Origin of the sequence: Evansella halocellulosilytica (assembly GCF_002335745.1) — a bacterium.
GTDB lineage: Bacteria > Bacillota > Bacilli > Bacillales > Salisediminibacteriaceae > Bacillus_CA > Bacillus_CA halocellulosilytica.
Window position 1 is genome coordinate 482,140 of sequence record NZ_NIST01000001.1, and the last position, 26,604, is coordinate 508,743.

Genomic DNA, 26,604 nt, shown 5'->3' on the forward strand with positions numbered 1-26,604 from the left:
CTATTATTCTAGTTAAGTAAAATACACGCATATTCGATTACAATTTATATCTTTCACTTCAATGTCGAGATCATAAATCTCTTTTAAAACTCCGCTTTTAATAATGTCATCTGTCGGGCCTTCTTTGACAACTCTTCCGTCTTTTAGCGCTACGATGTAATCAGAGTAACAAGAGGCAAAGTTGATGTCGTGTATGACAATAACGACTGTTTTTCCAAGCTCTCTCACCATACGCTGGAGTACTTTCATAATTTGAACGGAATGTTTCATATCTAAGTTATTTAATGGCTCATCGAGTAAAACATATTCAGTGTTTTGAGCGACAACCATTGCGATATATGCCCGCTGCCTCTGACCGCCACTAAGCTGGTCGAGGTATTTGTCTTGAATATCTTCTAGCTCTAAGTAACGGATCGCTTGATCGACGTGCTCCCAATCCTCATCTGTTAAATTCCCTTGAGAATAAGGGAAACGCCCAAAGGATACGAGCTCACGAATCGTTAATCGTAAACTAATGTTGTTCGTTTGTTTTAATATGGAGACTCGCTTTGCTAGCTCTTTGTTTTTCCAGTGGTCTACGCCTTTATTATCAATAAGAACCTCTCCATCATCCCTTGAAATAAGACGGCTGACCATCGAAAGAAGTGTACTTTTCCCTGCTCCGTTCGGTCCGATGAACGTCGTGATCTTACCTTTTTGAATCGAAACAGAAATATCATCAACGACACGTTTATTTCCATATTTTTTGAAGATATTCTTAACCTGGATCATACTTTTCGCTCCCTTAATAAAAGATACAAGAAGTAAACGCCACCGATAAAGTTCACAATAACACTTAACGTCGTGGAAAATGTGAAGACCCTTTCTACGATGAGTTGTCCTCCGACTAGTGCGATAATACTGATCATAATTGATGCAAGAATCAACTGATGATGTCGATATGTCTTCATAAATTCATACGTTACATTCGCAACGAGCAAGCCAAGGAAGGTAATCGGCCCAACTAATGCCGTTGCAACAGATACGAGAACCGCGATAATAAAAAGCATTCGTTTCACTACAAAGTGATAAGGAACACCAAGATTAATGGCGTGCTCTTTTCCTAAGGCAATCACATCTAAGTATTTGAAAAACCGATAAAAGTAACAACTTACTAAAATGATGACAACAATCGAAATCGTCAGAAGATCAGTATTCACATTGTTAAAGCTTGCAAACATTCGATTTTGAATTGACATAAATTCATTCGGATCAATTAACACTTGCATAAAAGTTGATAAGTTCGAAAATAACGTTCCGAGTACGAGCCCAATTAGTAGTAGAAAATAAATATTATTTTCTTCACTCGAGAAGAGCACTTTATAAAACAGGGCAGCAAACAAAATCATAAACCCTACAGAAATTAAAAAGTTAACATTCGCATTGGTCATCGCAAAACTCATTGAACCGAACGTAAAAATAATGAACGTTTGGATGAGCATGTATAATGAGTCAAGTCCGATAATACTCGGTGTTAAAATGCGATTATTTGTGATCGTCTGGAAGATCACCGTTGAAAAAGCGATTGCCCCACCCGTAATGATAATCGCTAATACGTTAGAACCTCGTCTCGGTAGCACGTATTCCCAGTTCCCGCTCGATTGGATTGTCATATATATAACCGTGACAGCTAATGCGATGATTGTGAGTATCGTTATTTTCGCTTTATAACCCATGTGACTTTCTCCTTAGAAGCATATAAAGAAATATTCCGCTGCCAATGACACCGACTGTCAAACCAATCGGAATTTCATACGGGTAGATGATAACCCTGCCTAATATGTCACAGAAGAGAACAAAGACGGCCCCTAACAGTGCTGTATGAGGCAAATTTTTACGAATGTTATCTCCTTGAAAGATCGTTACGATGTTTGGAACGACAAGTCCGAGAAACGGAATGACACCGATTGTTAATATAACCGTCGACGTAATCATCGCCACAATGACTAACCCGAGGTTCACGACTTGTCGATAATTGAGCCCTAAGTTTTTTGCAAAGTCCTCTCCCATACCAGCGACCGTAAATTTATTGGCATAAAGATATGCAAGAAGAACGAGCGGTACACTAATATAAAGCAATTCATAGCTTCCGGTCATCACCGTTGCAAAATTCCCTTGAAGCCAAGCTGAGATGTTTTGAATCAAATCGTGCTGGTAAGCGAAAAATGTCGTAATCGACCCGATAATGTTCCCAAACATAATTCCTACAAGCGGTATGAAAATAGCATTTTTAAATTTTATTTTTTCTAGTATTTTCATAAAAATAAAGGTTCCGGCTAACGCAAATAAGAAAGCGACAAATACTCTCGTAAATGGACTAGCTGTTGAAAATACTAATAGTGAAACGAGAATGCCTAATCTTGCGGAATCCATTGTTCCCGCTGTCGTTGGAGAAACAAATTTATTCCTCGTCAGCTGCTGCATAATGAGACCACAAATACTCATACTTACCCCAGCAATAATAATACTGATGAGACGTGGCACTCGACTGGTCCAGAATATGTTTGCCTGATGCTCACTCATATTGAACAGTTGCATCGGTGTTAATTCGGTGACACCAATAAATAATGATGTCACTGAAAAGATGATTAATAGAATAATTAAGTATTTAAGTTTCATACGTTTCCCCCGCCAACGACAAAATACAGCATCTGTTTCAAAAATCGAACCACCTTGTTCATCTCGTCTATGAAACTTTGATTGAGAAACAAGGTGTTATTTATTGAAGTTTTATTGAACATTCGAAGAAGTGAAAGGTGGTGACTCCCGCGAAAAGCGTCCGTCAATAACGGATTCGACGATCTAAAAGGTTCAATCTTTAAAAGTACAGCCTATTTAGATGGTGAATTCAATTATATTAGGAAGCTGCTGCACCTTTAACTGCTTTAACTTCATATACTGATTGACTAGATTCAATAATATGTTCCGGCTTCGGCTTCCCTCGATTTTGCTTATGCATGTTCAAGTGATCGTCACTCTTCTCCCATTGCTTCCAATGCATTTCAGATTCCCAACGGATGAGAACGATTACTTCCTCTGCACCTCTTCGTTGTTTTTTTACTAACACACTTAAGTCAATGAAGCCGTCTTGGTTCTCAATTAGACCTTTGCCGCTAAATCGATCTACAACTAACTGAGAAGTACCTTCTTTGACAGTGATAGTCTTCGTCTGTACAAACATCGTTCCCCCCCATTTCATTCCAATTAAATGATTATCATTCTCATTTAATGTTAATTGAAAGTGATTCTCATTGTCAACAAGAAAAGTGGAAAGTTTTGCGTTTTCATTTTTAAAATAAGGGGTAAATCTGTTTGTTTTCTCATGCAATTCGTGAAAGAATATGAATATTGAATCGTAAAGGAATGAGAATGTCGTGAGTGAAATTCAATTAATCATTAAGCAAAAACACGCAAATAAATATAAATCTGGCTACCCGCTCCTTCTTAAAGATGCTATTGCCAATCCTGATTCATTAAAGGTAGAAGGGCAGCTGTTATACGTAACAGACGAATCTGGCAGCTTTCTTGGCCGTGGGTACTATGGCAGGCAAAACAAAGGGTACGGTTGGATCTTGTCACAAAAGCTAAATGAACAGATCGATGACCGTTTTTTTGAAAAAAAGCTAGCAAAGGCCTTGCAAAAAAGAACCCGTATATTTGATGATGTGAACACAACGGCCTTTCGTGTCTTTAACGGTGAAGGAGATGGCATCGGAGGAGTAACGATTGATAACTTTGACGGCTATTACCTTTTAAACTGGTACAGTGAAGGAATCTATTCGTTTAAACAGCAAGTCGTCCGAGCACTGGAGACGGTAACAGATTTTAAAGGCATTTATGAAAAAAAGCGGTTTAAAACAGGCGGCAAATACATAAATGATGATGATTTTGTTACTGGTAAACGTGGAGAATTTCCACTCACCGTAAAAGAAAATGGGATAAACTTCGCTGTCTATTTAAACGAAGGAGCAATGGTGGGCGTATTTCTTGATCAACGAGACGTCCGCCGTTCGATTCGTGATAAATATGCCAATGGAAAACGTGTCCTTAATACGTTTTCCTACACAGGTGCCTTTTCTGTCTTCGCTGTAATCGGCGGTGCTGAGAAAACAACGAGTGTCGACCTTGCAAACCGAAGCTACGAAAAAACAATCGAGCAATTTAGTATGAACAGCCTTGATTACGAAGCACATGACATTGTTGTTCAAGATGTCTTTGATTACTATAACTACGCTGTGAAGAAAGGATTATCGTTCGACTTGGTCATTCTTGACCCACCAAGCTTTGCTCGTTCAAAAAAGAAAACGTTCAGTGCCGAGAAGGATTATAAAGATTTGTTAAAGCAAACGATTGCGATAACAGAGAAAAACGGGGTTATTGTTGCTTCAACGAACGCCGCTAAAGTCCCAATGGAGAAATTTAAACGTTTTATCGATCAAGCTTTTCACGAATCGGGAAATAAATATAAAGTGCTTGAAGAGCATTCACTTCCAGAGGATTTTGTTGTCGCACCGCAATTTCCTGAGGGAGATTATTTAAAAGTCGTCTTTATACAGGTGCAATAGGCTTGTCGTATGAAGTGGCTAGAGCAATCTGCCTTAATAAGAAAAGCGGAAGGCGTCCGCCTATCGGCAAAAAGCGCTGCCTCTTCCTCTTCTAGTATCACTTTGAAGCTAGATCCGTAAACCCGGCAATACGCCACGTTCTGTGGCATGCCCAGCACGAAGAAAATGCCTCCTGTATAAAGGGGGGGCATTTTCCTGTTATACGCATCTAAAGGTTATATTTTTTCCAAACTAATTTAGAAGTTAAAATGCTAGATCTTCTTGATCCACGTTTAGTTCAATCAAGTTACCATCTGGGTCAGCACAGAAAATTTGTGCAAATCCACTTTTTCCGTGTCGTTTTTCAAGGATTTCAACTTCATTCTGTTCTAACCATTTAAGAACGTCAAAGTAGTTCTGAACTCTCAAGGCAAAGTGTCCTTCCCTGCTGGATAAGCTTTTATCCTGTCGAATAGTCTGTGATGAGGGGGCGACGATCAAGTGGAGTTGCTGTCCCTCTATGTCATACCAAGCACCAGGAAAATCAAAATCAGGACGCGGGATTTCTTTTAAACATAAAGTTTTCCCATAGAACTCTTTTGCCCTTTCTAAATCTGTAACAGTAAGACTCACATGATGGAGGCATTTATATTTAATCATAATCATCCCTCTTCCCTTTCAATTATTTTTGGCCTTCGTTGTTTTGTAAATCAAATGTACACAATGAAACACGACTCAACCTCTTAATCGGGGAAATAAAACAATTCGGTAACGAGATCAATAACTTTTTTAACTTTATTGCTCCGTTACTTTAAGTTCTTTTCATCATAACTCACAATCTCTAACCTAATTTTAGCATATTTCTCTATCTTTATTGATTACCCGTATAGAGGTGATAAGCTGGGTTGCGCCTAAACTTGGAGAAGTTGCGTTCATTCGAAGTGAAGTTGCGTCTAAACTAAGAGAAGTTGCGTTCATTCGAAGTGAAGTTGCGCCTAAACTAAGAGAAGTTGCGTTCATTCGAAGTGAAGTTACGTCTAAACTAAGAGAAGTTGCGTTCATTCGAAGTGAAGTTGCGCCTAAACTAAGAGAAGTTGCGTTCATTCGAAGTGAAGTTACGTCTAAACTAAGAGAAGTTGCGTTCATTCGAAGTGAAGTTGCGCCTAAACAGTATTACACCCCATAAAGGTTTATATTCACACGGGCAAAGCATGTGGTTACTAAGAATGTAATAAATAACGACCTGTGACTGCTAATTTCATAATTAGTCGATCACAGGTCGATCAGTTATTTTTAAAGCATGGAAATTGAGTCAATTTGTATCGTTTAAATCATACATAATTGAACGATCTAATGAGAATAAAAAACCTAATTAAATAACCAAATCAACTCCATTCACTTCCACACCCTCCTATGCTTTTTGGAATTGTTCTTCTTCGGTAGAATTTTTTAACGCTAATGTAGAGGATGAACCACCTGAAATTGCTTGAGATACTTCATCAAAATAGCCCGTGCCGACTTCGCGCTGGTGTCTCGTTGCTGTATACCCGTCACTCTCTGAAGAAAACTCAGCTTGCTGGAGCTTGGAGTAAGCTGCCATTCCTTGATCTTTATAGTCTAATGCAAGTTCGAACATGCTGTGGTTGAGTGCATGGAATCCGGCAAGAGTGACGAATTGGAATTTATAACCCATTTCCCCTAACTCTTTTTGGAATTCGGCAATCGTTTGTTCATCAAGCTTCTTTTTCCAATTAAATGAAGGTGAACAATTATAAGCAAGCAACTTTCCTGGGTATTTTTTATGGATCGCATCTGCAAATTTTTTCGCTTCTTCAAGATTTGGTTCACTCGTCTCGCACCAAAGTAAGTCTGCATAAGGAGCATAAGCGAGTCCTCTCGATATTGCTTGTTCAAGTCCTGGTTTCGTACGATAAAAGCCTTCTGAAGTTCGTTCTCCGGTTAAAAATGAGTGGTCATACGGATCAACGTCACTCGTGAGCAAGTTCGCTGCATTCGCATCTGTTCTTGCGATAATGACAGTCGGTACATTCATCACATCAGCAGCCAGTCGAGCAGCAATTAAGTTTCGGACCGCTGTTTGCGTCGGCTGTAGTACTTTCCCGCCTAAATGGCCGCACTTCTTTTCTGATGATAATTGATCTTCCAGATGAACACCAGCTGCTCCAGCTTCAATCATCGCTTTTGTTAGTTCAAATACATTAAGCGGTCCGCCAAATCCTGCTTCCATATCTGCAACGATTGGGGCAAACCAGTTTGTATCACCTGTTCCTTCGACTTGCTGAATTTGATCTGCCCGCTGAAATGTTTGGTTGATTCTTCGCACGACTTGAGGCACACTGTTTGCCGGGTAAAGACTTTGATCAGGATACATTTGACCTGCTAAATTCGCATCTGCGGCAACTTGCCAACCGCTTAAATAGATCGCTTTTAAACCTGCTTTCACTTGCTGCATCGCCTGATTTCCAGTAAGTGCACCTAATGCAGCGATATAATCTTCGGTTTTCATTAAGTTCCACAGTCGTTCTGCTCCCATACGTGCTAGTGTCTGCTCGACAATGACAGACCCGCGAAGGTTGACGACATCTTCACCGCTGTACGGTCTTTCTACACCTTTCCAGCGCTCCTCCTCCCACGATTGCTCAACCTTCTTCATTTGTTCTTCACGATTTCTCATCGATTATTCCCCTTTCTAATGTTTTATTACAATTATCGTTATATCATTTTGTTATATAACAATATATCTAAAAAATTACTCTAAATACGCACAGCACTCCATAGCCGCTTTTTCATCATCGTATTCCATGCCGCACGCTCTACAAATATTTTCGACGGTCGGTTCTTCTGGTAAGCGGAAAATAACGACGTCATTAACTCCTTTCGATTCTACATTCATACTGCCCCATTCATCCGTTGCTAGATGCAGCAGCTGGTCACCATAAATAAATACCGTTTCATTGAGATCTTCTTCTGTTTTTCCTGCACGGAACTTTTGTTTTACCCAACGATCGATTAACTGTTCAGCCGTCGTCATTTGCTTTGTGTTCAACGTAAACACCCTTTCCATTTAATTTATCTTCTTTGAAACATATTTTTTTAAAGTCTGGAAAAAATCACTTTTGTTTCTCGGTGATTCACGCTTTAACATCATACGCTCCGCGACTCAAAACCTCGTCACATTGTTCTACTTGGTTCTTGTTGTCCTTCTTTTTTGAACAAGCTCTTATACTCTCGCCTTCTTCGATGAAGAATCGGCTCGGTATACCCATTAGGCTGTTCTTTTCCGTCCAACACTAACTCTAATGCTGCTTGAAATGCTACAGACTCTTCGAAACGATTGGACATCGGTACGTAATATGGGTCATGAGCATTTTGTTCATCAACAACTCTCGCCATTTCCTTCATTGTGTCAATTACCTGTTCCTCTGAACAGATTTGGTGATATAACCAATTCGAAATATGCTGGCTTGATATGCGTAACGTTGCCCGATCTTCCATTAGTCCGATACCGTCAAGGTTCGGAACCTTTGAACAACCAATTCCGTGCTCTACCCAGCGGACGACGTAGCCAAGGATACTTTGGGCGTTCGTTTCAAGTTCTTGTTGTACTTCTTCCCTTGACCATGAAGGATCGATTTCGACCGGAACATGCAATAATTCTTGTAAGTAGTCAGTTTGATTTTTCCTTATGCTTTCTTGAACTGCATCAACAATGACTTGGTGATAGTGCAGTACATGTAACGTCGCTGCAGTCGGGGACGGTACCCAAGCTGTATTCCCTCCAGCGATTAAATGACCGATTTTTTGATCCATCATTGCCTTCATTTCATTCGGCATCGGCCACATCCCTTTGCCAATTTGTCCTTGTTCATTCAACTTAGACGCGAGGCCAGTTTGAACATTTGATTTTTCATAGGCGTTGAGCCATGTTGATGATTTCATATCACTTTTGCGCACCATTGGTCCTGCATAAAACGAGGAGTGAATTTCATCCCCAGTGCGGTCCAAAAATCCTGTATTAATGAAAAAAATACGGTCTTTCACCTTGAAAATACATTGTTTTAAATTTAGCGATGTTCTCCGTTCTTCATCCATTACACCGATTTTCAATGTATGTTTTGCCAAACCTAACAATTGTTCTACCCGCTCAAACAATGTATTTGCAAAAGCGACCTCTTCAGATCCGTGCATTTTCGGCTTTACGATATATACAGATCCATTTTGCGAGTTTTTAAACCGGCCATTACTAAGCAAATCATGTTTGGCAATTAAACTTGTGACCACTGTATCAATAATTCCTTCAGGCATTTCTTCACCAGAGTCATTTAAGATGAGGTCTGTTTTCATTAAATGACCGACATTACGTACGAGAAGCAGCGAACGTCCTGATAATATCAGTCGCTCTCCTGTTGCAGTCGTGTACTCGCGATTTTCGTTCAAGGAGCGATCAACAGTTTGATTGCCTTTTTTAAACTGGACTGATAGCGTCCCTTTCATCAGACCTAGCCAATTACGGTAAACGTCAACTTTATCTTCTGCATCGACTGCTGTAACAGAGTCTTCGAAGTCGATAATTGTTGATAGAGCTGATTCGATGACAACATCTTTTACACCTGCACTGTCAGCCTTACCAATTGGATGCTCCCGGTCAATTTGAATGTCAATATGCAGCCCGTTATGTTTGAGAAGGATCGAAGTTGGAGACTTTTCTGTCCCACAATAGCCGATAAATTGTCCTGGAATCTGCAGCTCGGTTAGTTCTCCTCCACTTCGTTCTACTAAAAGCTGTTGATTTGAAACAATGAAATGAACAGCATCAAGGTGACTTCCTTTTTTCAATGGAATAAACTCATCGAGACACTTTTTCGCGTATTGAACAACTTTCTCTCCACGCATCGGATTGTACTTATCTGTTTTTATCTGAGCGCCTTCTGTTTCATCAATAACATCTGTACCATATAAGGCATCATACAAGCTCCCCCATCGTGAATTTGCTGCATTAATCGCATACCTCGCATTATTTGCTGGAACAACGAGCTGTGGTCCTGCTTGCTTCGTCAACTCATCATCGAGGTTTTCTGTGCCAATCTTAAAATTGCCGATCTCGTCCTCTAAATATCGAATCTCTTTTAAAAACTGGACGTAATCGTCTGTATGACCGGAACTTTTATGTCTCATATTCCAGTCGTTTAATTTTTGCTGAATCTCCCCTCTTTTCTTTAATAGGCGTTCATTTTCAGGTGTCAATTCTTCAAGCAACGTTTGTAATCCTTGCCAAAATGAATGAGAGTCAATATCTGTCTTTGGAAGTACGTCATTTTCAATAAATGTAAACAACTGCTCGGCTACATGGATGGTACCGACTTTCACATAGCTATCCATCCTTTCCCTCCTCCATTAAAAGTTTGAATTCTTTTTTGTAATACAACAGTATTAATTTTTCTTAATTTATTATATAACAATTATTGGATAATGCAACCATATTTTTAAAATTTTTAGAAAATTTCTTGCGAAATAGGTTTTGCTAACGATATGTCTTTTTAATTAAGACCCATGTTCTAGAAAGAACTAACCATTATCCTCTAAATGTTTGAAGGTTTTTCCATAAAAACTGCAGAATGTTATAAAATGACTAATGAATGTATTAAGTTGTTTTTAAAATACTAGAAGTGTTTTTATGTTAGAGAGTGAGGAAACTGCGTTGAATCACAAAAGAAAAACGGAAAAAAACAAGGTAAAACGGAAGTACTGGCATGAATATAAGTGGATTTTATCCTTTTTATTACCTTACAAAAAGCACCTTATTTACTTGATCATATGTGGTCTATTTTTAACGTTAGGGGAAATTATCGTACCACGCTCCTTCCAAATTTTAATTGATGACCTCATTCCAACAAACGATCTTGACGGATTTTTTCAATTAATGGGCTTTGTTATTGTCATTATTATTGTGATGATCATTGCAACTGGAGTTAAAAATCTCCAGCAACGAATTATTAGGGAAAAAGCAGCAAGAGACTTACAGTATGCAGCTTTCCATAAATTACGCGCTTTAGGATTTTGCTATATTGAAGGAAATTCAACTGGTGAAATTCTTTCGTTATTAAATACAGATGTGAATGATGTCCAGAAAATCTACCGTCAATACTTTCCTAATATTATTTTATATTCAATTATGATCATTGCTTTAGGAACAATGCTATTAACATTACATGTATGGCTTACATTGCTTATTATCCCTTGTTACCTTTTGTACTATATTTTTGGGCCATGGGTAGAGCGACAGGCTTTTCTATATTTGAAAAAGTACAACGAAGATCGAGTTAAGCTGGAAAACCATGTGTATGAATCAATGTCTTCCATGCAGGAATTGCGGGCATACGGAGCATTAAGGTGGAGAATGTCTCGTTTTCTTAAACATTTTACCTCTTACAACCGGCATTGGTTACACTCAATTTTTTACGCTCATACGAGAGGTTCAATAAGGCGCGTTACTGTATATTTTGCCGTCTTACTACTGTTTTGGTTTGGGGCAGATTTAGTAAGGAGTGACGCACTAACTGTCGGTGAATTTGTGGCATTCTTTTTTTACTTTATGCTCATGATGTTCAACATTACTTTCCTTGTCACTAGTTTGACCGAGCAACAGACGTTAATGATCCAAGCATTGCGACTATATGAGTTTTATCATCAAGATGAAGAGGTGGCAGAGCTCCAAGACCCAATATCTGTACCAGAGGAACAAAGTAGGATTGAATTTAAACGAGTTCAATTTTCATACCCTAACCAACCACCTACTTTAGACAATGTGACACTAACCATACAAGCTGGACAACATGTTGCAATTGTTGGCGCATCTGGCAGTGGAAAAACGACACTCATAAAACTAATAGGAAGGTTTTACGACCCACAATATGGTGAAATTACGTTACATGGCATTCCTTTAAAAAAACTATCCCTGCAATCATTACGAGAAGAGATTGGTTACGTTTTTCAAGAAGGTTATTTGTTCGGGACGTCAGTGAAAGAGAATATTCGCTTCGGTAACCCTGACGCTTCAGATCATCAAGTCATTGGAGCAGCAAATAAAGCCTATGCTCATGATTTTATCGAAGCATTACCGGATGGCTATGATACGAAAGTAGGTGAAAGAGGGTATAAGCTTTCTGGAGGTCAAAAACAAAGGATTGCTATAGCAAGAATGTTTCTAAAGAATCCTAAGATTGTCGTTTTAGATGAAGCAACTTCTGCTTTAGATAATGAAAGTGAAGCTTATGTACAAAAGGCCTTACATGAATTAAGCTGCAACCGAACAATTATCACAGTCGCACATCGACTAACGACAATATTAGGAGCGGATCACATTTTTGTCATGAAAGAAGGTCAAGTTGTCGAGCAGGGGGTTTATGAGGAACTGCTACGTTTACGAGGCACCTTTTATGAATTAGTAAATGCTTCTCAGAAGGAGTTTAGTAGTTATGAAGGCAAATAAGAACTCTGTTAGTCAAAAGAGAAGGTCATGGTTTTGGAAAAATTACTCGAAGGTTACAGTACTTGCCAGTATCTCGATGCTTGTTCTTATCTTATACATGTTAACAAACTTTGTTATTATCGGTGTCCAAAAATGGATCATTGATGATGTGTTTATGGGGCAGCAATATGACCAACTTCATATATTACTCCTCATCTTCGCTTTGGGCTTTATCAGCTTTGGCATATTAAATCCTATAAATGCCATGACACGTGATGCCGTTTATAATAAGTTTTTACTTTCTTTGTCAACTGAATATATGACACATGTTAGTAAATTGCCTTTGCAGATTTTTCAAAAAGAAAGGATAGCCCGATACGTTTATTATTTTAGTCAAGATATACGTGGATTTTCTGAAGCGATCACCAAAGATATCCCAACTGTCATTCAACAAGGGCTGTATATCATCTTACTTATGGGAATTATTGGTTACATAAGCCCTTTGATATTATTCATTTGTGTGACATTCAGCATTCTTTATATTCTTTTAGGTCGCTATTTCAGCCCTAAAATAAAGCAAGTGAATAAACAAGTTCAAGAAGATAAAAGCAGGCTTCTAGTACATATCGAAGAAGGGATTTCCTCGACTAGAGAAGTGATTTCCTTCCAAAGGCAAAATTGGGAAAAGACACTATACGATCGCTTATTTGGCCGCTATTTCACCTCAGTCATGAAGGAAGGAAAGCTAGAAAATAAGCACCTTTTTCTAAGTGATCCAATGAGATGGGGGGCAAACATCGCAATATTAGGCTACGGTGGTTACCTTGTAATTAATGGGGATTTATCGGTTGGGTGGCTCGTCGTCATTTATCAATTTGGATCGGAATTAATGAATGCGATGCAAATGTTATTTCAATTAGTTTTGCAAATTTCGGCAAAAATGTCTTACTATGATCGCTTAAATAAACTATTTCAGCAAGAACGGCTCAGTGACGGTAATCAACAGTTAACTGAGTCGATAAATGAGCTTACTTTTTCAAATGTATCGTTTGCCTATAATAAGTCACAAGGGAATATATTAAAGGGTATTGACCTTTCAATTAGTAGAGGGCAGAAGATTGCCTTTATTGGTACAAGTGGAGGCGGAAAATCAACTTTATTACAGCTGTTGTCGAAAGATAATGTAATGATTGACGGGATGATACAAATTAATCAAACGACACCACTGCAGCATATCTCATCTTCTAGCTGGTCAAACAAAGTCCATATTGTTTTTCAAGAGCCGTACTTATTTCGGGAGTCATTAGAAACAAATATACGCTTAGGTTTAGAAAATGTGTCAATGGATCAAATTATTTCTGCATGCAAGGCTGTCCATATTCATGACTACATTATGCGTTTACCTGAGGGGTACCAAACAGTCATTGGTGAACGGGGGTTGACGTTATCCGGAGGTCAGCGGCAACGTATTGCACTTGCTAGAGCGATTGTCAATAAACCTGATATATTGTTACTTGACGAAGCAACCTCAGCATTAGATATGGAAACTGAACGGAGAGTACAGGAATCACTAGATAGTATAATGAAAGAAGGACTCATGATCGTTGTTGCCCATCGGTTGTCTACTATTGAAAATGCAGATGTTATTTATGTCTTAGATGATGGAGAAATCGTTGAATTCGGCACACATGAAAAATTATTAACGAAACATGGTGTATACGCGAGACTGTATCAACAACAAAGCAACGAAGTCGGATAGATCCTAAGTTTTCACCTACTAAACGTATATTTTCAATTAGTTCAAGGCGTTTTCTCGATTATGAGAACGTCTTTTTATTTGTCTTTACAAAGATCCTTAAGTTAAGTTTGATATCATGTGGACGACATTAAAAATTACTCCCTAAGGAAAACAGCTATTATCACACCTGTCTATCTTTAGGGAGTTCTTCGCTGCTTCTTACGATATTAGACGATCTTTATATAGTCTTACAAAATCTTCTCTAAAAAGTCTTTAGCTCGATCTGACTTCGGCTTTGTAAAAAATTCATTTGGCGGTGCTTCTTCAACAAGACGACCATCGTCTAAAAAGAGAATTCTATCAGCTACCTCTTTTGCAAAACCCATTTCATGGGTAACAATGACCATTGTTATCCCTGACTCCGCTAATGATTTCATCACTTGTAATACTTCTTTTACCATTTCTGGATCGAGCGCTGAGGTTGGTTCATCAAATAACATCGCTTTCGGTTCCATTGCTAACGCTCGGGCAATGGCTACACGCTGTTTTTGACCTCCAGATAATCGGTTCGGGTAATCTTCCGCTTTGTTCTCCAGCCCTACTTTTTTCAACAGTTCTAAAGCTGTTTTCTCTGCTTCAGCCTTTGACTTCCCTCGCACTTTCATCGGGGCGTACATTAAGTTTTCAAGAACATTCATGTGCGGAAATAAATAAAAATGCTGAAACACCATCCCAATTTCTTCACGAATTTTCATAATATCTGTTTTAGGGTCTGTAACATCTTTTCCGGAAATCAATATATGCCCTTCTGAAGGGGTTTCTAATAAGTTTAAGCATCTGAGGAAAGTTGATTTTCCTGATCCAGACGGGCCGACAATTGTGACAACTTCTCCTTCTTCAATCGTCGTCGATATATCGCTTAACACTTGTGTCTGACCGAATGATTTTGATAATCGCTCTACATTAATCACTTTGCTTCAATCTCCTCTCTAACATTTTCCCAAGAAGAGTAAGACCCATTACCATGAGATAATATATAAGACCTGCAAATAATAATGGCTCAAAGAATGAATATGTCTGGCCGCCGACGATGTACGATCTACGCATAATATCTAACACGCCAATTGTCGTGACAATCGCAGATTCTTTCGTTAAGGTAATAAACTCATTCATAAGTGCCGGTAAAATATTTTTCATCGCTTGCGGCAATATGATATCTTTCATCATTTCGCTGTATGGAACGCCAAGCGCCAATGCGGCTTCTGTTTGTCCTTTATCAATTGCTTCAATTCCTGCTCGGATAATCTCGGAGACGTAAGCTCCTGAATTTAATCCGAATGCAGCAACTGCAGCGACAAAGGCGGGGATTTCTACTCCAATGACTTGCGGCATGCCGTAATAAATAATCATCAATTGCAGTACAAGCGGTGTTCCTCGAAAAATCGATGTATAAGCATCTGCCAGCCAACGTAACACTTTCACTTTTCCGATTTTTAGCAAGCTTAAAAATACGCCAATAATAAATCCTATAATTGCTGATACTGAAACAATTTTAATCGTTACCCAAATTCCCTTTAATATATAAGGAAAGGAGGGCACGATTTGCGAAAAGTCCAAACCCATGCCCACTATCATCCTCTCTTTTTTAAAACTAAGCTGTTAAGACCTTAATTGGATTCTTAACGGCCGTAGGAGCCGTTGTCTTTACAAAAAACTACTTTTTAATCGTGAAAATGAGAGACGCTATTTAGGGAAAAACTTGAGATTCCCCTCTCTATCATCGTGCGATAGCGAATCGAATGCCTAGAAAACTTCTATGTGAAGGCATTTACATCGTCATCCCGGATTCAGTGTCCGAAAAATCATTCAAAACACTTTACGCCTCTGGCTGCTCATTATCAAACCATTTCATAATCAGTTCATCGAGTGTGCCATCCTCTTTCAGTTTTTCAATTACTTCGTTAAATTCTTCTGTAAGTTGACTTCCCTTTTCAAAGGCAATGGCATTACCGTCTTCTTCCGCTTCATTTGGAAGTGTAAAACCAACTAGCTCTGGATTTTCATCAATGTAATTGTTTGCAACCGTATCAGCAATAATCGCCGCATCAAATCGCCCTGTATGAATTTCTTGGACGAGCTCCGGGATACGATTTCTTGAATCAATCGTTACACCGTCAACTTGCTCGGCAATTTCCTCTGCTTGTCCTTCTTGAATCGATCCTAATTGCACACCTAACGTTTTTCCTTGAAGATCTTCAATCGTTTCGATGCCATTTTCTTCAGATGTGACAATCATGTGTGCCCCATAAAAATAAATCTCGGAGAAGTCAGCGTTTTCTCTGCGTTCTTTTGTCGGTCTCATCCCTGCTTGAACAAAATCAATTCGCCCTGCATCTAACGCCGGAATTAAACTATTAAAATCCATATCTACGATTTCTAGTACGTAACCTAATTCTTCTGTAATCGCATTTGCGAGATCAACGTCAAAGCCGATGATTTCTTCACTGCCCTCTGTTTCTACGTATTCAAATGGCGGGTAATCTGCTGAAGTTCCCATAACTAATGTATTTTCATCACCATCTTCGCCACAAGCGGTTAAAAATGCAGTTGCAACCAATAACGCTATTAAATATACATATGATTTCATTTTAATTCTTCCTCTCTGTATGCTCTTTATGAATTTTTATTATAAATTATTAATTTTTATTCATAAAAAGAATTCTATCATGCATTAATAAATTTACAACCCATTTATAAAAAGTTTAAATTTTCAGTTTTCAATAACCTTATTAATTCATACTTGAATCTAAGAATCTATGTATTACGAGAATAACAAATGCCTTTATCGCCAAGCATACTAACAGGTGAGAGGAGTGTATAAACATAAGTACTCATGCAATATATGTTTGTATTATCCATTTTGCTGTTCATGCATAATATTTGTATATAAATGAAGGAGATTCGACAAATGCCAGGCACTTGTCGAATCTCCTTTTGTTAATTTTTTATTTAATACTTTGTAAAAATTTGAATCTAATATGATCATCATTTTCTGTCAAAAAAATGTACACACTAAAAAAAATTAAAATTTTTCTATCCCTTGTCCTGACAGCGTGTAACGATATTTCAATAAAATTTATGTTTTGACATTTATTTTCGTTTCGTTACCATAAAGTTTGTAAGAAAAAAATTTAACAAATTTAATATTAACCCAAAGGGGGTTGTTACATGAACCCAAAGGATGATCAAGCAAAGGCTTCAATTGATCATGCAAAAGATCTCGTCATCGAGTCACTTGCAGAAACGATGGATTTATACGGAGTCACTAGAAGCGTTGGAAATTTATACGGCACAATGTACTTCGAAGAAGATATGACATTGGATGAAATGAGAGAAAAACTCGAAATGAGTAAGCCTAGCATGAGTACTGGTGTCAAAAAGCTTCAAGAATTTGATATCGTCAAAAAGACATTTAGTAGAGGCAGCCGAAAGCATACGTATGTTGCAGAGAAAGATTTCTTCCGTTTCTTTAACAAATTTTTTACACAAAAATGGGAACGTGAAGTAAAACTGAACATGGAAGCGATTGAGCGTGCCCAGCAGAAACTGGTAGAGGTCATTCATTCAGAAGATACGTCTGATGAGCTGAAAAATGAAGCTGTTAACATTTTTGAACAACTAGAACACTCAAAGCCTTATTACCATTGGCTGAATGAGTTAGTGAACGGCATTCGTACTGGTAAAATATTTGAAGCCTTTCCTGTGAACAAAGAGGAATAATTTAAAAAAACACGTTGAACGGAACAACAATAAAAACGATGTTGTCCTAAGAAGACGTGTTTGCAAAGACAAAAGACGGAATATTGGTAACAGAAGAACAGATCACTGCCACTGTTAATGCCACATGAACGTGACCGAAACTAACCAAAAGCAGGATAAAAAGAGATTCGACAAGTGCCTGGCACTTGTCGAATTACTTTTATTTGAATAATCATTTGTTACGTGGCAAAACCTATCGATAGTAAAAGACACTTTGGAGTGATGTACATGCATAAAGACCGCATTATGGAAATTTTAGATTCTCCCGATTTGATTGAAGTTACGTACAAAGGAACCCCGATCTTCATTGAACAAGTCGACGAAGACTTGAAACAAGCAAGAGTCTATCCACTCGATGACCCTGCAAAACATTTCGATGTTGAAATCGAACGTTTACAGGAGTGAGATTATTCGACAAGTGCCTGGCACTTGTCGAGTTTTTCTTTGGCGAGCTTGATTTGCTGCTGGACTTGCTCTGGTGCTGTGCCTCCTTGACTATTACGGGCACCGACTACTTGCTCATGAGCTAATACTTCATAAATATCGTCATCAAACAACGGTGAAAATGATTGATAATCTTCTAAATTTAGCTCTAATAAATACTTTCCTTGATCAATCGCGTTTAAGACGATTTTCCCGATAATTTCATGTGCTTCACGGAACGGCATTCCTTTCGTTACGAGGTAATCGGCAATATCTGTTGCATTGGAGTAATCCTGATTAATCGCTTTTCGCATGACTTCTTCATTAACCGTCATCGATTCAATCATCGGTGCTAATAGCTGCAACGTTCCTTCAACCGTCTCAACTGTATCAAACATGCCTTCCTTATCTTCCTGCATATCTTTGTTATACGCTAACGGCAAACCTTTTAACACAGTTAAAAGTCCGACTAAGCTACCATTTACACGACCTGTTTTCGCTCTAAGTAGCTCTGGGACATCAGGGTTTTTCTTTTGCGGCATAATACTTGATCCTGTGCAAAATGAATCGTCTAATTCTACAAACTTAAACTCTTCACTGCTCCAAATAACAAGTTCTTCCGATAGTCGGGAAATATGCATCATTAACATCGAAGAGGCAGACAAAAATTCGACGATAAAGTCTCGATTACTTACGGCATCCATACTGTTCGGATAAATGTTGTCAAATCCTAGTAATTCAGCGACACGTTCTCGGTTGATCGGAAAAGTCGTACCAGCTAACGCTCCAGCCCCGAGCGGAAGCCAATTTAATCGCTCAAGGCTGTCAATGTACCTTTCTTTATCACGCTGAAGCATCCAAAAGTACGCCATCAAATGATGGGCAAATGAGACAGGCTGAGCACGTTGTAAATGCGTATAGCCTGGAATCAACGTATAAATATGATCCTCTGATTGGCTAACGATCGCAGCTTGAACCGATTCGATCATTTCGATAATGTTTTGAGTATGATTTTTTAAATATAAATGCATGTCGGTTGCTACTTGATCATTTCTACTTCGTCCAGTATGCAGCTTCCCGCCTACCGGGCCAATCTCTTCAATTAAAAACGCCTCAATATTCATATGAATATCTTCATTTGAAACGTTGTATTCAAGTTCGTCCTTCTCAAGCTTTTCGCTCACTTTATTTAACCCTGCAATAATTTTTTCCATATCTTCTGTTGAAATTATTCCACTTTCTCCAAGCATTTGAACATGAGCAAGACTTCCTTGTATATCTTCTTTCGCCAGCTTTTGGTCAAAAGAAATCGAAGCCGTTAATTCCTCCACGAGCTTATTCGTTTCCTTTTTAAACCTGCCGCCCCATAGCTTTGACATGACCAGTTCCTCCTTTAAAACCATTAAAAGGATATTCAAAAAGTCCGGGAAAAAAGCTTACGTATCTCAGCGTTGACTCGTTTCTCCGTTACTCACGTATTAATACCATACGCTCCGCTACTCAAAACTTCATCGCCTTGATCTACCCACCTCTTTTTGTCCTCCTTTTTGAACACGCACTTTAAAATACGATTTGTAACGCTATTATCTATTAGGCAGGCGGACGCATTCAATGCCTAAGCTAAATATAGCAATCACCATGTTGGATTTTCGACTATTGCTTTTCCCACCTATTAGACTCGTCACCTTTCAATCTTCAATACATTATCAAAAATGTCGCGCTTGTGCCCTTTGGTGAAAGCAAACACGTTTGGCTGCCAATAAGGAATTTTCATAGTAGTAGCCACCAAAATGAATTATTTCAGTACTTTATCTTTATCATTCACTTCTGAATACACTTTTGTTCTTAATCCCCACAGCTTAATGAAGCCTACTGCAGCATTGTGATCAAATAAGTCTCCTTTTGAATACGTTGCTAGCTCCTCATTGTATAAGCTATTATTCGATTGTCTGGCGACGACAACATGATTTCCTTTATGAAGCTTCACACGAATTTTCCCTGATACGACTTGCTGTGTTTCTTCTACGAAGGCATCTAATGCATTTTTTAGCGGAGAATACCATAAGCCATCATAAACAAGCTGAGTCATCTGTTCATCCACTTCTCGTTTAAACTTCGTCACTTCACTAGGTAACGTTAAAAACTCCAGTTCCTTATGAGCATTGATTAAAATGAGCGCTCCTGGATTTTCATACACTTCACGTGATTTAATGCCGACGAGACGATTTTCAATATGATCAATTCGGCCAACGCCATGTTTTCCGCCGATATCGTTCAGCTGTTCAATCATATCGACTAAAGGCAGCTTCTTACCATTTAACGAAACGGGCTCTCCTTTTTCAAATTCAATGTCTACATACTCTGCTTCATCTGGTGTCATCGAAATCGGTGCGGTCCAGTCAAACGCTCCCTCTGGCGCTTCGTTCCACGGATCTTCCAGTACACCGGCTTCACAAGCACGTCCCCAAATATTCGCATCGATGGAATAAGGGTTGTCGAGGTCAACTGGAATCGGGATGCCTTTCTCCTCTGCATAAGCAATCTCCTCATCTCTTGTCATTCCCCATTCACGTACTGGTGCGATCACCTTTAAGTGTGGTGCGAGTGCTTGAATCGATACTTCAAAACGAACTTGATCGTTCCCCTTGCCAGTGCATCCATGGGCAACAGCCACAGCACCTTCTTGTTCAGCAACTTCAACTAGAAGCTTTGAAATAAGTGGACGAGATAAAGCAGAAGACAATGGATACTTGCCTTCATACAGGCAGTTTGCTTTTAACGCTGGCAGTAAATAACCTTTTGCAAGCTCTTCTTTTGCATTCACAATAATCGCTTTTTCTGCACCAACCTTCAATGCTTTTTCTTTTACTGCTTCAAGGTCTTTCCCTTCACCAACGTCAAGCCCTAATGCAATCACATCATATCCATACTTCTCTTGAATCCATTTAATTGATACGGAAGTGTCCAATCCTCCGGAATAAGCTAAAATTACTTTCCCATTACTCATTTGCCCATCTCTCCTTTGAATGATTATCTACCCACACGGATTTTTATGCACATCTTTCGAAAAAAATTAGTCTCCGATTAAGACTTTTAACAATGCTTTTTGAGCATGAAGCCTGTTTTCTGCTTCATCAAACACGAGAGAATGCTTCCCATCAATAATTTGTTCTGTTACTTCTTCGCCGCGGTGTGCCGGAAGACAATGTAAAAAGATAAAATCATCCTTTGCCTTTTCACATAGACTTTCATTTACTTGATAGGGTGTTAAGCTTTCTATTCTTTTTTTCTGTTCATGTTCCTGCCCCATACTTGCCCAAACATCTGTAATAATAATGTCTGCCTGTTTTGCAGCTTCCTCAGGATCATACGTGAAATTCAACGTTCCTCCATGAAGGTCAGCTGTTTTTCTCGCATTGAGGTAAATGTTGCTATTAGGCTCATATCCTTCAGGACTAGCAACGACCATATTCATTCCGGTTTTCGCCGCACCCTCCATTAAAGAGTGAGTCATGTTGTTATGCCCGTCACCGACGTAGCAAAGCTTCAAACCGTTTAATTTTCCCTTATCCTCATAGATCGTGAGCAAGTCGGCTAATACTTGAGCTGGATGATGCAAGTCTGTTAGTCCGTTAATGACTGGAACCGTTGCTTCTGCAGCAAACTCTTCAATCGTTTCATGTGAAAATGTTCGAATCATCACTCCGTCTAAATACCTCGATAACACTTTTGCCGTATCTGATATCGATTCACCTCTGCCTAGCTGTAAGTCTGTTGCACTTAAAAAACTCGCGTGGCCTCCTAATTGAAACATTCCCACTTCAAACGAAATCCGCGTACGTGTTGAAGACTTTTCGAAGACCATCCCTAACGTTTTCCCCTTCAAATAATCATGCGGGATTCCAAGCTTTTGTTTTTTCTTAAGCTGACTTGCAAGCTTTAATAAATAATGAATCTCTGACGCCGTATAATCGGCTATCGTTAAAAAGTCGTTCCCTCGCATGTTGCTCTCAACAATATCATCCTTGTCTTTCAATTGATTGACATTCATGCTTCCACCTCACTTTTTATCCATGTATCGTGATATTCACGTAATGATCTCGGTTTGCTGGGACGATTCCCGCTTTCATTTGTGAGTAAATCAACGAGCGTCCTCATCGTGTCTATACTCGTAAAGGAAGGAATTTGATATCGAACGGCAAGCTCTCGTATATAAAAGCCTGTTTTTTCACTGTCACGCCCTTGACTCGGGACATTGAAGACAAATGATAGCTTCATATTTTTAAAGCATTCGTGAAGGGCAGCTTCTTCGTTTTTCACGTCTATTGCTGCAATCCGATGCTTTCTTAAAAATGATGCGGTCCCCTCGGTTGCCACAATTTGATACCCTTTTGAAAAAAGCCTCTGAATAACGTCTAAGCTTTGTTCCTTCGAACGATCTGCGATCGAACAAAAGACAATGTCATTGTTATTCATGAATGGTTCAAACGCTTTTCTTAATGATTCTTCCTCTGTTAAACCTAACGTTAATACTTCACCCGTCGATTTCATTTCCGGTCCTAATACATGGTCAACACCTTTTAATTTTTCAGCTGAAAATATAGGTAATTTCAAAGAATAATAAGGAGGTTCAGGATACAACCCAGTATGTTTGCTTAATTGCAGTAATGAATCTCCTAACTGTACGTGCGTTGCCCACTCAACCATCGGGATGCCTGTTAACTTACTCATAATCGGAACCGTTCTTGATGACCGAGGATTCACTTCAAGGACATAAACCGTTTCATCGTGAATGACAAATTGAATATTCATCATCCCTATGACTGGAAGTGCATCAGCTATTTTTTCCGCATAATGAACCATCGTTTGTTTCGTTTTTTCCGTGAGCGTTGCTGGCGGGAATAATGCCGCACTGTCACCTGAATGAACACCTGCCTTTTCAATGTGTTCAAATATACCTGGAATGACAATCGATTCGCCATCACTAATCACATCGATTTCACTTTCTAAGCCTGGTAAATATTTGTCGACAAGCAGCGGCCAAGTGCGTTGATCATCCCATTCAGTCAAGCGTTCAACATATTGCTTTAATTCATGTTCGTTATAGCGAATATACATCGACTGACCGCCAATGACGTAGGACGGCCGAATTAATACCGGATATCCTAGCTCTTCTGCTTTTACAAAGAGCTGTTCCACACAATTTGCTGTTAGACCTAAGATGTGAGGAATCTTTAATTGCTTCAGCAGCTCGTAAAAATGATCGCGGTCTTCGAGCTGATCGATCGCACGAATCGATGTTCCGAGAATTCGTATCCCTTCCTCTTCAAGAGCAGCGGCAATATTGATAGCTGTTTGTCCGCCAAATTGGATAAGCACTCCTTCAACCTGTTCTTTTTCAATGACAGCTAAAATATCTTCAGCTGCTAGTGGCTCAAAATAAAGCCGGTCTGCAATCGAATAGTCTGTACTGACCGTTTCAGGATTGTTATTAATGACGACCGCTTCGTATCCCTTTTTCTGTATTGCTAATGCGGCATGAACCGAACAATAATCAAACTCAATCCCTTGCCCGATTCGAATCGGACCTGAGCCGATGACAAGGATTTTCGGACGATCATGTTGAACAATGACCTCATCATTCCCTTGCCACGTCGAGTAAAAATATGGGGTGACCGCATCAAATTCCGCTGCACACGTATCAACGAGTTTATAGCCACGCTTTATGTTGAGCTGTTTCCACTTTTCCCTCACTTGTTTATCAGGAATGTCAAAGATTTCAGCGATTCGTTGATCACTCATATTCATCCGCTTTGCTTTCATGAGGTCTTCAGCTGGAGCAGATGCCCACGAAAACTGTGCTAATCGCTGTTCTACGTTCAACATGTTTATGATCTTTTTTAAATACCAACGGTCAATTTCCGTTATTTCATGGATCTTGTCAATGCTGCTGCCGCGGGTAAAAGCTTCCGCAATCGCAAATAACCGTAAATCCGTTGGCTCTTTCAAAATGGCATGTAAGGCTTCGTTTGTATATCGGGAAAGTTCCTTTTTATGCAAGCTATGAACGTTCATTTCAAGTGAGCGTAGTGCTTTATTCAAAGCTCCTTCGAATGAACGGTCAATAGCCATTACCTCTCCAGTCGCTTTCATTTGTGTAGCTAACGTTCGATCTCCTTCAGAGAATTTATCGAATGGAAAACGTGGAAGCTTCACGACGATATAATCAAGAGCTGGTTCAAACGAAGCGAACGTATTTCCTGTTATCGGATTTAAAATTTCGTCTAAATGATAACCGATCGCACATTTTGTCGCGATCCTCGCAATTGGATATCCGGTTGCCTTTGACGCTAAAGCCGACGAACGGCTCACCCTTGGGTTTACTTCAATAATGTAATAGTCATTTGAACTCGGGTGTAAGGCAAATTGAATGTTGCAGCCTCCTACGACTTCAAGTGCTCGAATCACTTTTAGTGAAGCATCACGCAGCATCTGGTATTGGACATCTGATAATGTCTGCGAAGGAGCAACGACAATCGAATCACCTGTATGAACCCCGACTGGATCCATATTTTCCATGTTGCAAACGATTGTACACGTGTCGTTTGCATCACGCATGACTTCATATTCTACTTCCTTCCAACCTTTTATGCTTTTTTCGACTAACACTTGATGAATCGGACTTAAGGATAATCCCCTAGTAAGAATCGTCTGAAGTTCTTCCTCGTTCGTTGCAAATCCTCCCCCTGCTCCGCCTAACGTATATGCAGGACGGATAATGACAGGATATCCGATTTCTTGAACGAACTTGATTCCTGCTTCATAGTCTTCAATGATCGCCGACTCGGGAACAGGTTCACCAATTTGCAGCATCAAATTTCGGAATTTTTCTCGATCTTCACCCTTTTGGATGGAAGGCACTGTCGTACCTAAAAGCTGAACACAATGTTTATCGAGAATGCCACTTTCATAAAGCTCAACGGTTAAATTTAACCCTGTCTGACCTCCTAATGTTCCAATCAGGCCATCTGGCTTTTCTTTTTCAATGATCTTTTCAATCGTATTGACGGTTAACGGTTCAATATAAATGTGATCGGCGATCATTTCATCTGTCATAATTGTCGCTGGATTACTATTTACGAGTACAACTTCGATTCCTTCTTCTTTCAAAGCTAAGCATGCTTGCGTTCCAGCATAGTCAAATTCAGCAGCTTGCCCGATCACAATTGGACCGGAACCGATGACGAGTATTTTTTTTATGTCCTTATGCTTCGGCATACCGACGTCCTCCTGATGAAATCACTTCGTGTAGAAATTGTTTAAAAATATATTCGGTATCACTTGGTCCTGGGTGCGCTTCCGGATGAAACTGAACTGATTGAATAGGTAACCACGTATGCTTCAACCCTTCAACCGTTTTGTCATTTACATTTCGAAAAAGAATTTGAAATTCATTCATGTTGATACTTTCATCAATCACGACGTACCCATGGTTTTGTGAGGTCATTTTCACCTTTCCAGTTGTCAACTCTTTTACTGGATGGTTTCCGCCTCGGTGGCCGTATGCGAGTTTTTTCGTTTTTGCCCCAAAACTTAAAGCAATTAACTGGTGGCCAAGGCAAATGCCTAAAGTAGGATAGGCTTCTGCGGTTTTCTTGATTTCCCCGAACCACGGCTCTAATGCCATTGGATCTCCTGGTCCATTACTGAAAAGGACGCCATCAGGCTGTAATGCTTGAATTTGTTCGAATGAATAATGATAAGGAACGATCGTGACAGCACACCCTTCGTGCAGCAATGCGTGTAAAATCGACTTTTTATAGCCGTAATCAATCAATACGATGTGTGAACCCTCATTGTGATAAGTCACTTCCTTTTTGACGGAAACTTTATCGACGAAAAATGAAGATAATGGATCATTCACTTTCGTTTTTATATGATGCGGTTTATCGGTAATCACCCCTGAAACAGTGTGATGCTTACGGATCGTTTGAACGAGCAGCCTCGTATCGACCCCTGTTAAAATCGGAACCTTCGATTCTATGAAAGGTTCGGAAAACTTTTTTGTTGCCTGATAGTGACTAGGCTCATCACATTCATCTCCAATCACTACCCCGGCCAGTGCGGTTTGAAAGCTTTCGTTATCGATTTCGTTTAAACCGTAATTTCCGATTAGTGGATAACAAAACGTTAAAATTTGTCCTGCATAAGACGGGTCGGTAATGATTTCTTGATATCCTGTCATACTTGTATTAAAAACGACTTCACCAATCGTACTAGTGTTTTCGCCTATTAACATTCCTTCAAAAACTTCTCCAGTTTCTAAAACTAAGTACCCTTGTTTCAAAGAGCCCCCTCCCTTACTTCATCCGCTTCATGATTCATGGATTTGATTCATTATTATACTCTCAGATTCATTTTTATGCAAGTATTATAAAAAAAATAATTGCGAAAACATTAAGTGTATTTCCGCAACCAGTATCAATATTTTCGTTAAATAATTTATTAACTTATGTATATGGGCGTTTCCTATGTACACACAAAATAGACTT

General features: G+C 39.2%; 22 protein-coding genes. 6 read left to right on the forward strand and 16 right to left on the reverse strand.

Going from position 1 to position 26,604, the window contains the following annotated elements:
• Nucleotides 1-12: 12 nt before the first annotated feature.
• The 4 genes from CD001_RS02150 to CD001_RS02165 all read right to left on the reverse strand — a co-directional run bounded on the left by CD001_RS02150 (nt 13) and on the right by CD001_RS02165 (nt 3,220).
• Nucleotides 13-771 (reverse strand): iron ABC transporter ATP-binding protein, encoded by a 759-nt coding sequence (locus tag CD001_RS02150; protein ID WP_096185992.1) that lies wholly within the window; start codon nt 769-771, stop codon nt 13-15.
• On the reverse strand, nt 768-1,715 hold the full coding sequence (locus CD001_RS02155; RefSeq protein ID WP_096185993.1) for an iron chelate uptake ABC transporter family permease subunit: 948 nt from the start codon (nt 1,713-1,715) through the stop codon (nt 768-770). The genes CD001_RS02150 and CD001_RS02155 overlap by 4 nt, the downstream gene beginning before the upstream one ends.
• Entirely contained in the window at nt 1,705-2,658 is a 954-nt protein-coding gene (locus tag CD001_RS02160; RefSeq protein ID WP_096185994.1) for an ABC transporter permease, read from the reverse strand. Before CD001_RS02160 ends, CD001_RS02155 begins: the two co-directional genes overlap by 11 nt.
• Before the next feature lie 238 nt (nt 2,659-2,896).
• Entirely contained in the window at nt 2,897-3,220 is a 324-nt protein-coding gene (locus CD001_RS02165; RefSeq protein ID WP_096185995.1) for an antibiotic biosynthesis monooxygenase family protein, read from the reverse strand.
• Nucleotides 3,221-3,413: 193 nt separating this feature from the next.
• Between CD001_RS02165 and CD001_RS02170 the strand changes: the two genes are divergently transcribed.
• The gene (locus CD001_RS02170) at nt 3,414-4,604 is read left to right on the forward strand and encodes a class I SAM-dependent rRNA methyltransferase (RefSeq protein ID WP_096185996.1); all 1,191 of its coding nucleotides are present in this window, start codon (nt 3,414-3,416) and stop codon (nt 4,602-4,604) included.
• Between the two features lie 243 nt (nt 4,605-4,847).
• Here CD001_RS02170 and CD001_RS02175 read toward each other — a convergent pair whose 3' ends face one another.
• On the reverse strand, nt 4,848-5,243 hold the full coding sequence (locus CD001_RS02175) for a VOC family protein (RefSeq protein ID WP_096185997.1): 396 nt from the start codon (nt 5,241-5,243) through the stop codon (nt 4,848-4,850).
• A gap of 214 nt (nt 5,244-5,457) precedes the next feature.
• Here CD001_RS02175 and CD001_RS02180 point away from each other — a divergent pair, with 214 nt between their 5' ends.
• Complete coding sequence (locus tag CD001_RS02180) at nt 5,458-5,769, forward strand: hypothetical protein (RefSeq protein ID WP_142303535.1); 312 nt, start codon at nt 5,458-5,460, stop codon at nt 5,767-5,769.
• Nucleotides 5,770-5,994: 225 nt separating this feature from the next.
• On the opposite strand, the gene aceA is transcribed toward CD001_RS02180, so the two are convergent.
• The 3 genes from aceA to CD001_RS02195 form a co-directional block, all read right to left on the reverse strand.
• Complete coding sequence (aceA, locus tag CD001_RS02185; RefSeq protein ID WP_096185999.1) at nt 5,995-7,278, reverse strand: isocitrate lyase; 1,284 nt, start codon at nt 7,276-7,278, stop codon at nt 5,995-5,997.
• Between the two features lie 75 nt (nt 7,279-7,353).
• Nucleotides 7,354-7,650, reverse strand: coding sequence for a hypothetical protein (locus CD001_RS02190; RefSeq protein ID WP_142303536.1), 297 nt, complete (start codon nt 7,648-7,650; stop codon nt 7,354-7,356).
• Between the two features lie 125 nt (nt 7,651-7,775).
• Nucleotides 7,776-9,983, reverse strand: a complete 2,208-nt coding sequence (locus CD001_RS02195; protein ID WP_096186001.1) for a malate synthase G — start codon at nt 9,981-9,983, stop codon at nt 7,776-7,778.
• Nucleotides 9,984-10,302: 319 nt separating this feature from the next.
• Here CD001_RS02195 and CD001_RS02200 point away from each other — a divergent pair, with 319 nt between their 5' ends.
• Together CD001_RS02200 and CD001_RS02205 are read left to right on the forward strand one after the other, a co-directional pair.
• Entirely contained in the window at nt 10,303-12,093 is a 1,791-nt protein-coding gene (locus CD001_RS02200) for an ABC transporter ATP-binding protein (protein ID WP_179298577.1), read from the forward strand.
• Nucleotides 12,080-13,831 (forward strand): ABC transporter ATP-binding protein, encoded by a 1,752-nt coding sequence (locus CD001_RS02205; protein WP_179298578.1) that lies wholly within the window; start codon nt 12,080-12,082, stop codon nt 13,829-13,831. Before CD001_RS02200 ends, CD001_RS02205 begins: the two co-directional genes overlap by 14 nt.
• Nucleotides 13,832-14,058: 227 nt before the next feature.
• Here the strand turns inward: CD001_RS02205 and CD001_RS02210 are convergent, their stop codons facing one another.
• From CD001_RS02210 to CD001_RS02220, 3 genes are all read right to left on the reverse strand, one after another.
• Nucleotides 14,059-14,781, reverse strand: a complete 723-nt coding sequence (locus CD001_RS02210; RefSeq protein ID WP_096186004.1) for an amino acid ABC transporter ATP-binding protein — start codon at nt 14,779-14,781, stop codon at nt 14,059-14,061.
• Nucleotides 14,774-15,433 carry an amino acid ABC transporter permease gene (locus tag CD001_RS02215; protein WP_096186005.1) on the reverse strand — a complete coding sequence of 220 codons (660 nt, stop codon included), beginning with the start codon at nt 15,431-15,433 and terminating at the stop codon, nt 14,774-14,776. The genes CD001_RS02210 and CD001_RS02215 overlap by 8 nt, the downstream gene beginning before the upstream one ends.
• Nucleotides 15,434-15,686: 253 nt before the next feature.
• Nucleotides 15,687-16,457 carry a transporter substrate-binding domain-containing protein gene (locus tag CD001_RS02220; protein ID WP_096186006.1) on the reverse strand — a complete coding sequence of 257 codons (771 nt, stop codon included), beginning with the start codon at nt 16,455-16,457 and terminating at the stop codon, nt 15,687-15,689.
• A 581-nt stretch (nt 16,458-17,038) separates the two neighbouring features.
• On the opposite strand from CD001_RS02220, the gene cudC reads away from it, so the two are divergent.
• Both cudC and CD001_RS02230 read left to right on the forward strand, forming a co-directional pair.
• The gene (gene cudC / locus CD001_RS02225) at nt 17,039-17,590 is read left to right on the forward strand and encodes a choline uptake/conversion transcriptional regulator CudC (RefSeq protein ID WP_096186007.1); all 552 of its coding nucleotides are present in this window, start codon (nt 17,039-17,041) and stop codon (nt 17,588-17,590) included.
• A gap of 267 nt (nt 17,591-17,857) precedes the next feature.
• Nucleotides 17,858-18,034: an H-type small acid-soluble spore protein gene (locus tag CD001_RS02230; RefSeq protein ID WP_096186008.1), complete on the forward strand. Its 177-nt coding sequence runs from the start codon at nt 17,858-17,860 to the stop codon at nt 18,032-18,034.
• 2 nt (nt 18,035-18,036) lie between these two features.
• Here the strand turns inward: CD001_RS02230 and argH are convergent, their stop codons facing one another.
• The 5 genes from argH to CD001_RS02255 form a co-directional block, all read right to left on the reverse strand.
• Nucleotides 18,037-19,431 (reverse strand): argininosuccinate lyase, encoded by a 1,395-nt coding sequence (gene argH, locus CD001_RS02235; RefSeq protein ID WP_096186009.1) that lies wholly within the window; start codon nt 19,429-19,431, stop codon nt 18,037-18,039.
• 416 nt (nt 19,432-19,847) lie between these two features.
• Nucleotides 19,848-21,059 (reverse strand): argininosuccinate synthase, encoded by a 1,212-nt coding sequence (locus CD001_RS02240; RefSeq protein WP_096186010.1) that lies wholly within the window; start codon nt 21,057-21,059, stop codon nt 19,848-19,850.
• Nucleotides 21,060-21,125: 66 nt separating this feature from the next.
• Complete coding sequence (gene argF / locus CD001_RS02245) at nt 21,126-22,103, reverse strand: ornithine carbamoyltransferase (protein WP_407081090.1); 978 nt, start codon at nt 22,101-22,103, stop codon at nt 21,126-21,128.
• On the reverse strand, nt 22,100-25,330 hold the full coding sequence (gene carB, locus CD001_RS02250; RefSeq protein WP_096186011.1) for a carbamoyl-phosphate synthase (glutamine-hydrolyzing) large subunit: 3,231 nt from the start codon (nt 25,328-25,330) through the stop codon (nt 22,100-22,102). Before carB ends, argF begins: the two co-directional genes overlap by 4 nt.
• Nucleotides 25,317-26,399: a carbamoyl phosphate synthase small subunit gene (locus CD001_RS02255; RefSeq protein ID WP_096186012.1), complete on the reverse strand. Its 1,083-nt coding sequence runs from the start codon at nt 26,397-26,399 to the stop codon at nt 25,317-25,319. The genes carB and CD001_RS02255 overlap by 14 nt, the downstream gene beginning before the upstream one ends.
• Nucleotides 26,400-26,604 lie beyond the last annotated feature (205 nt).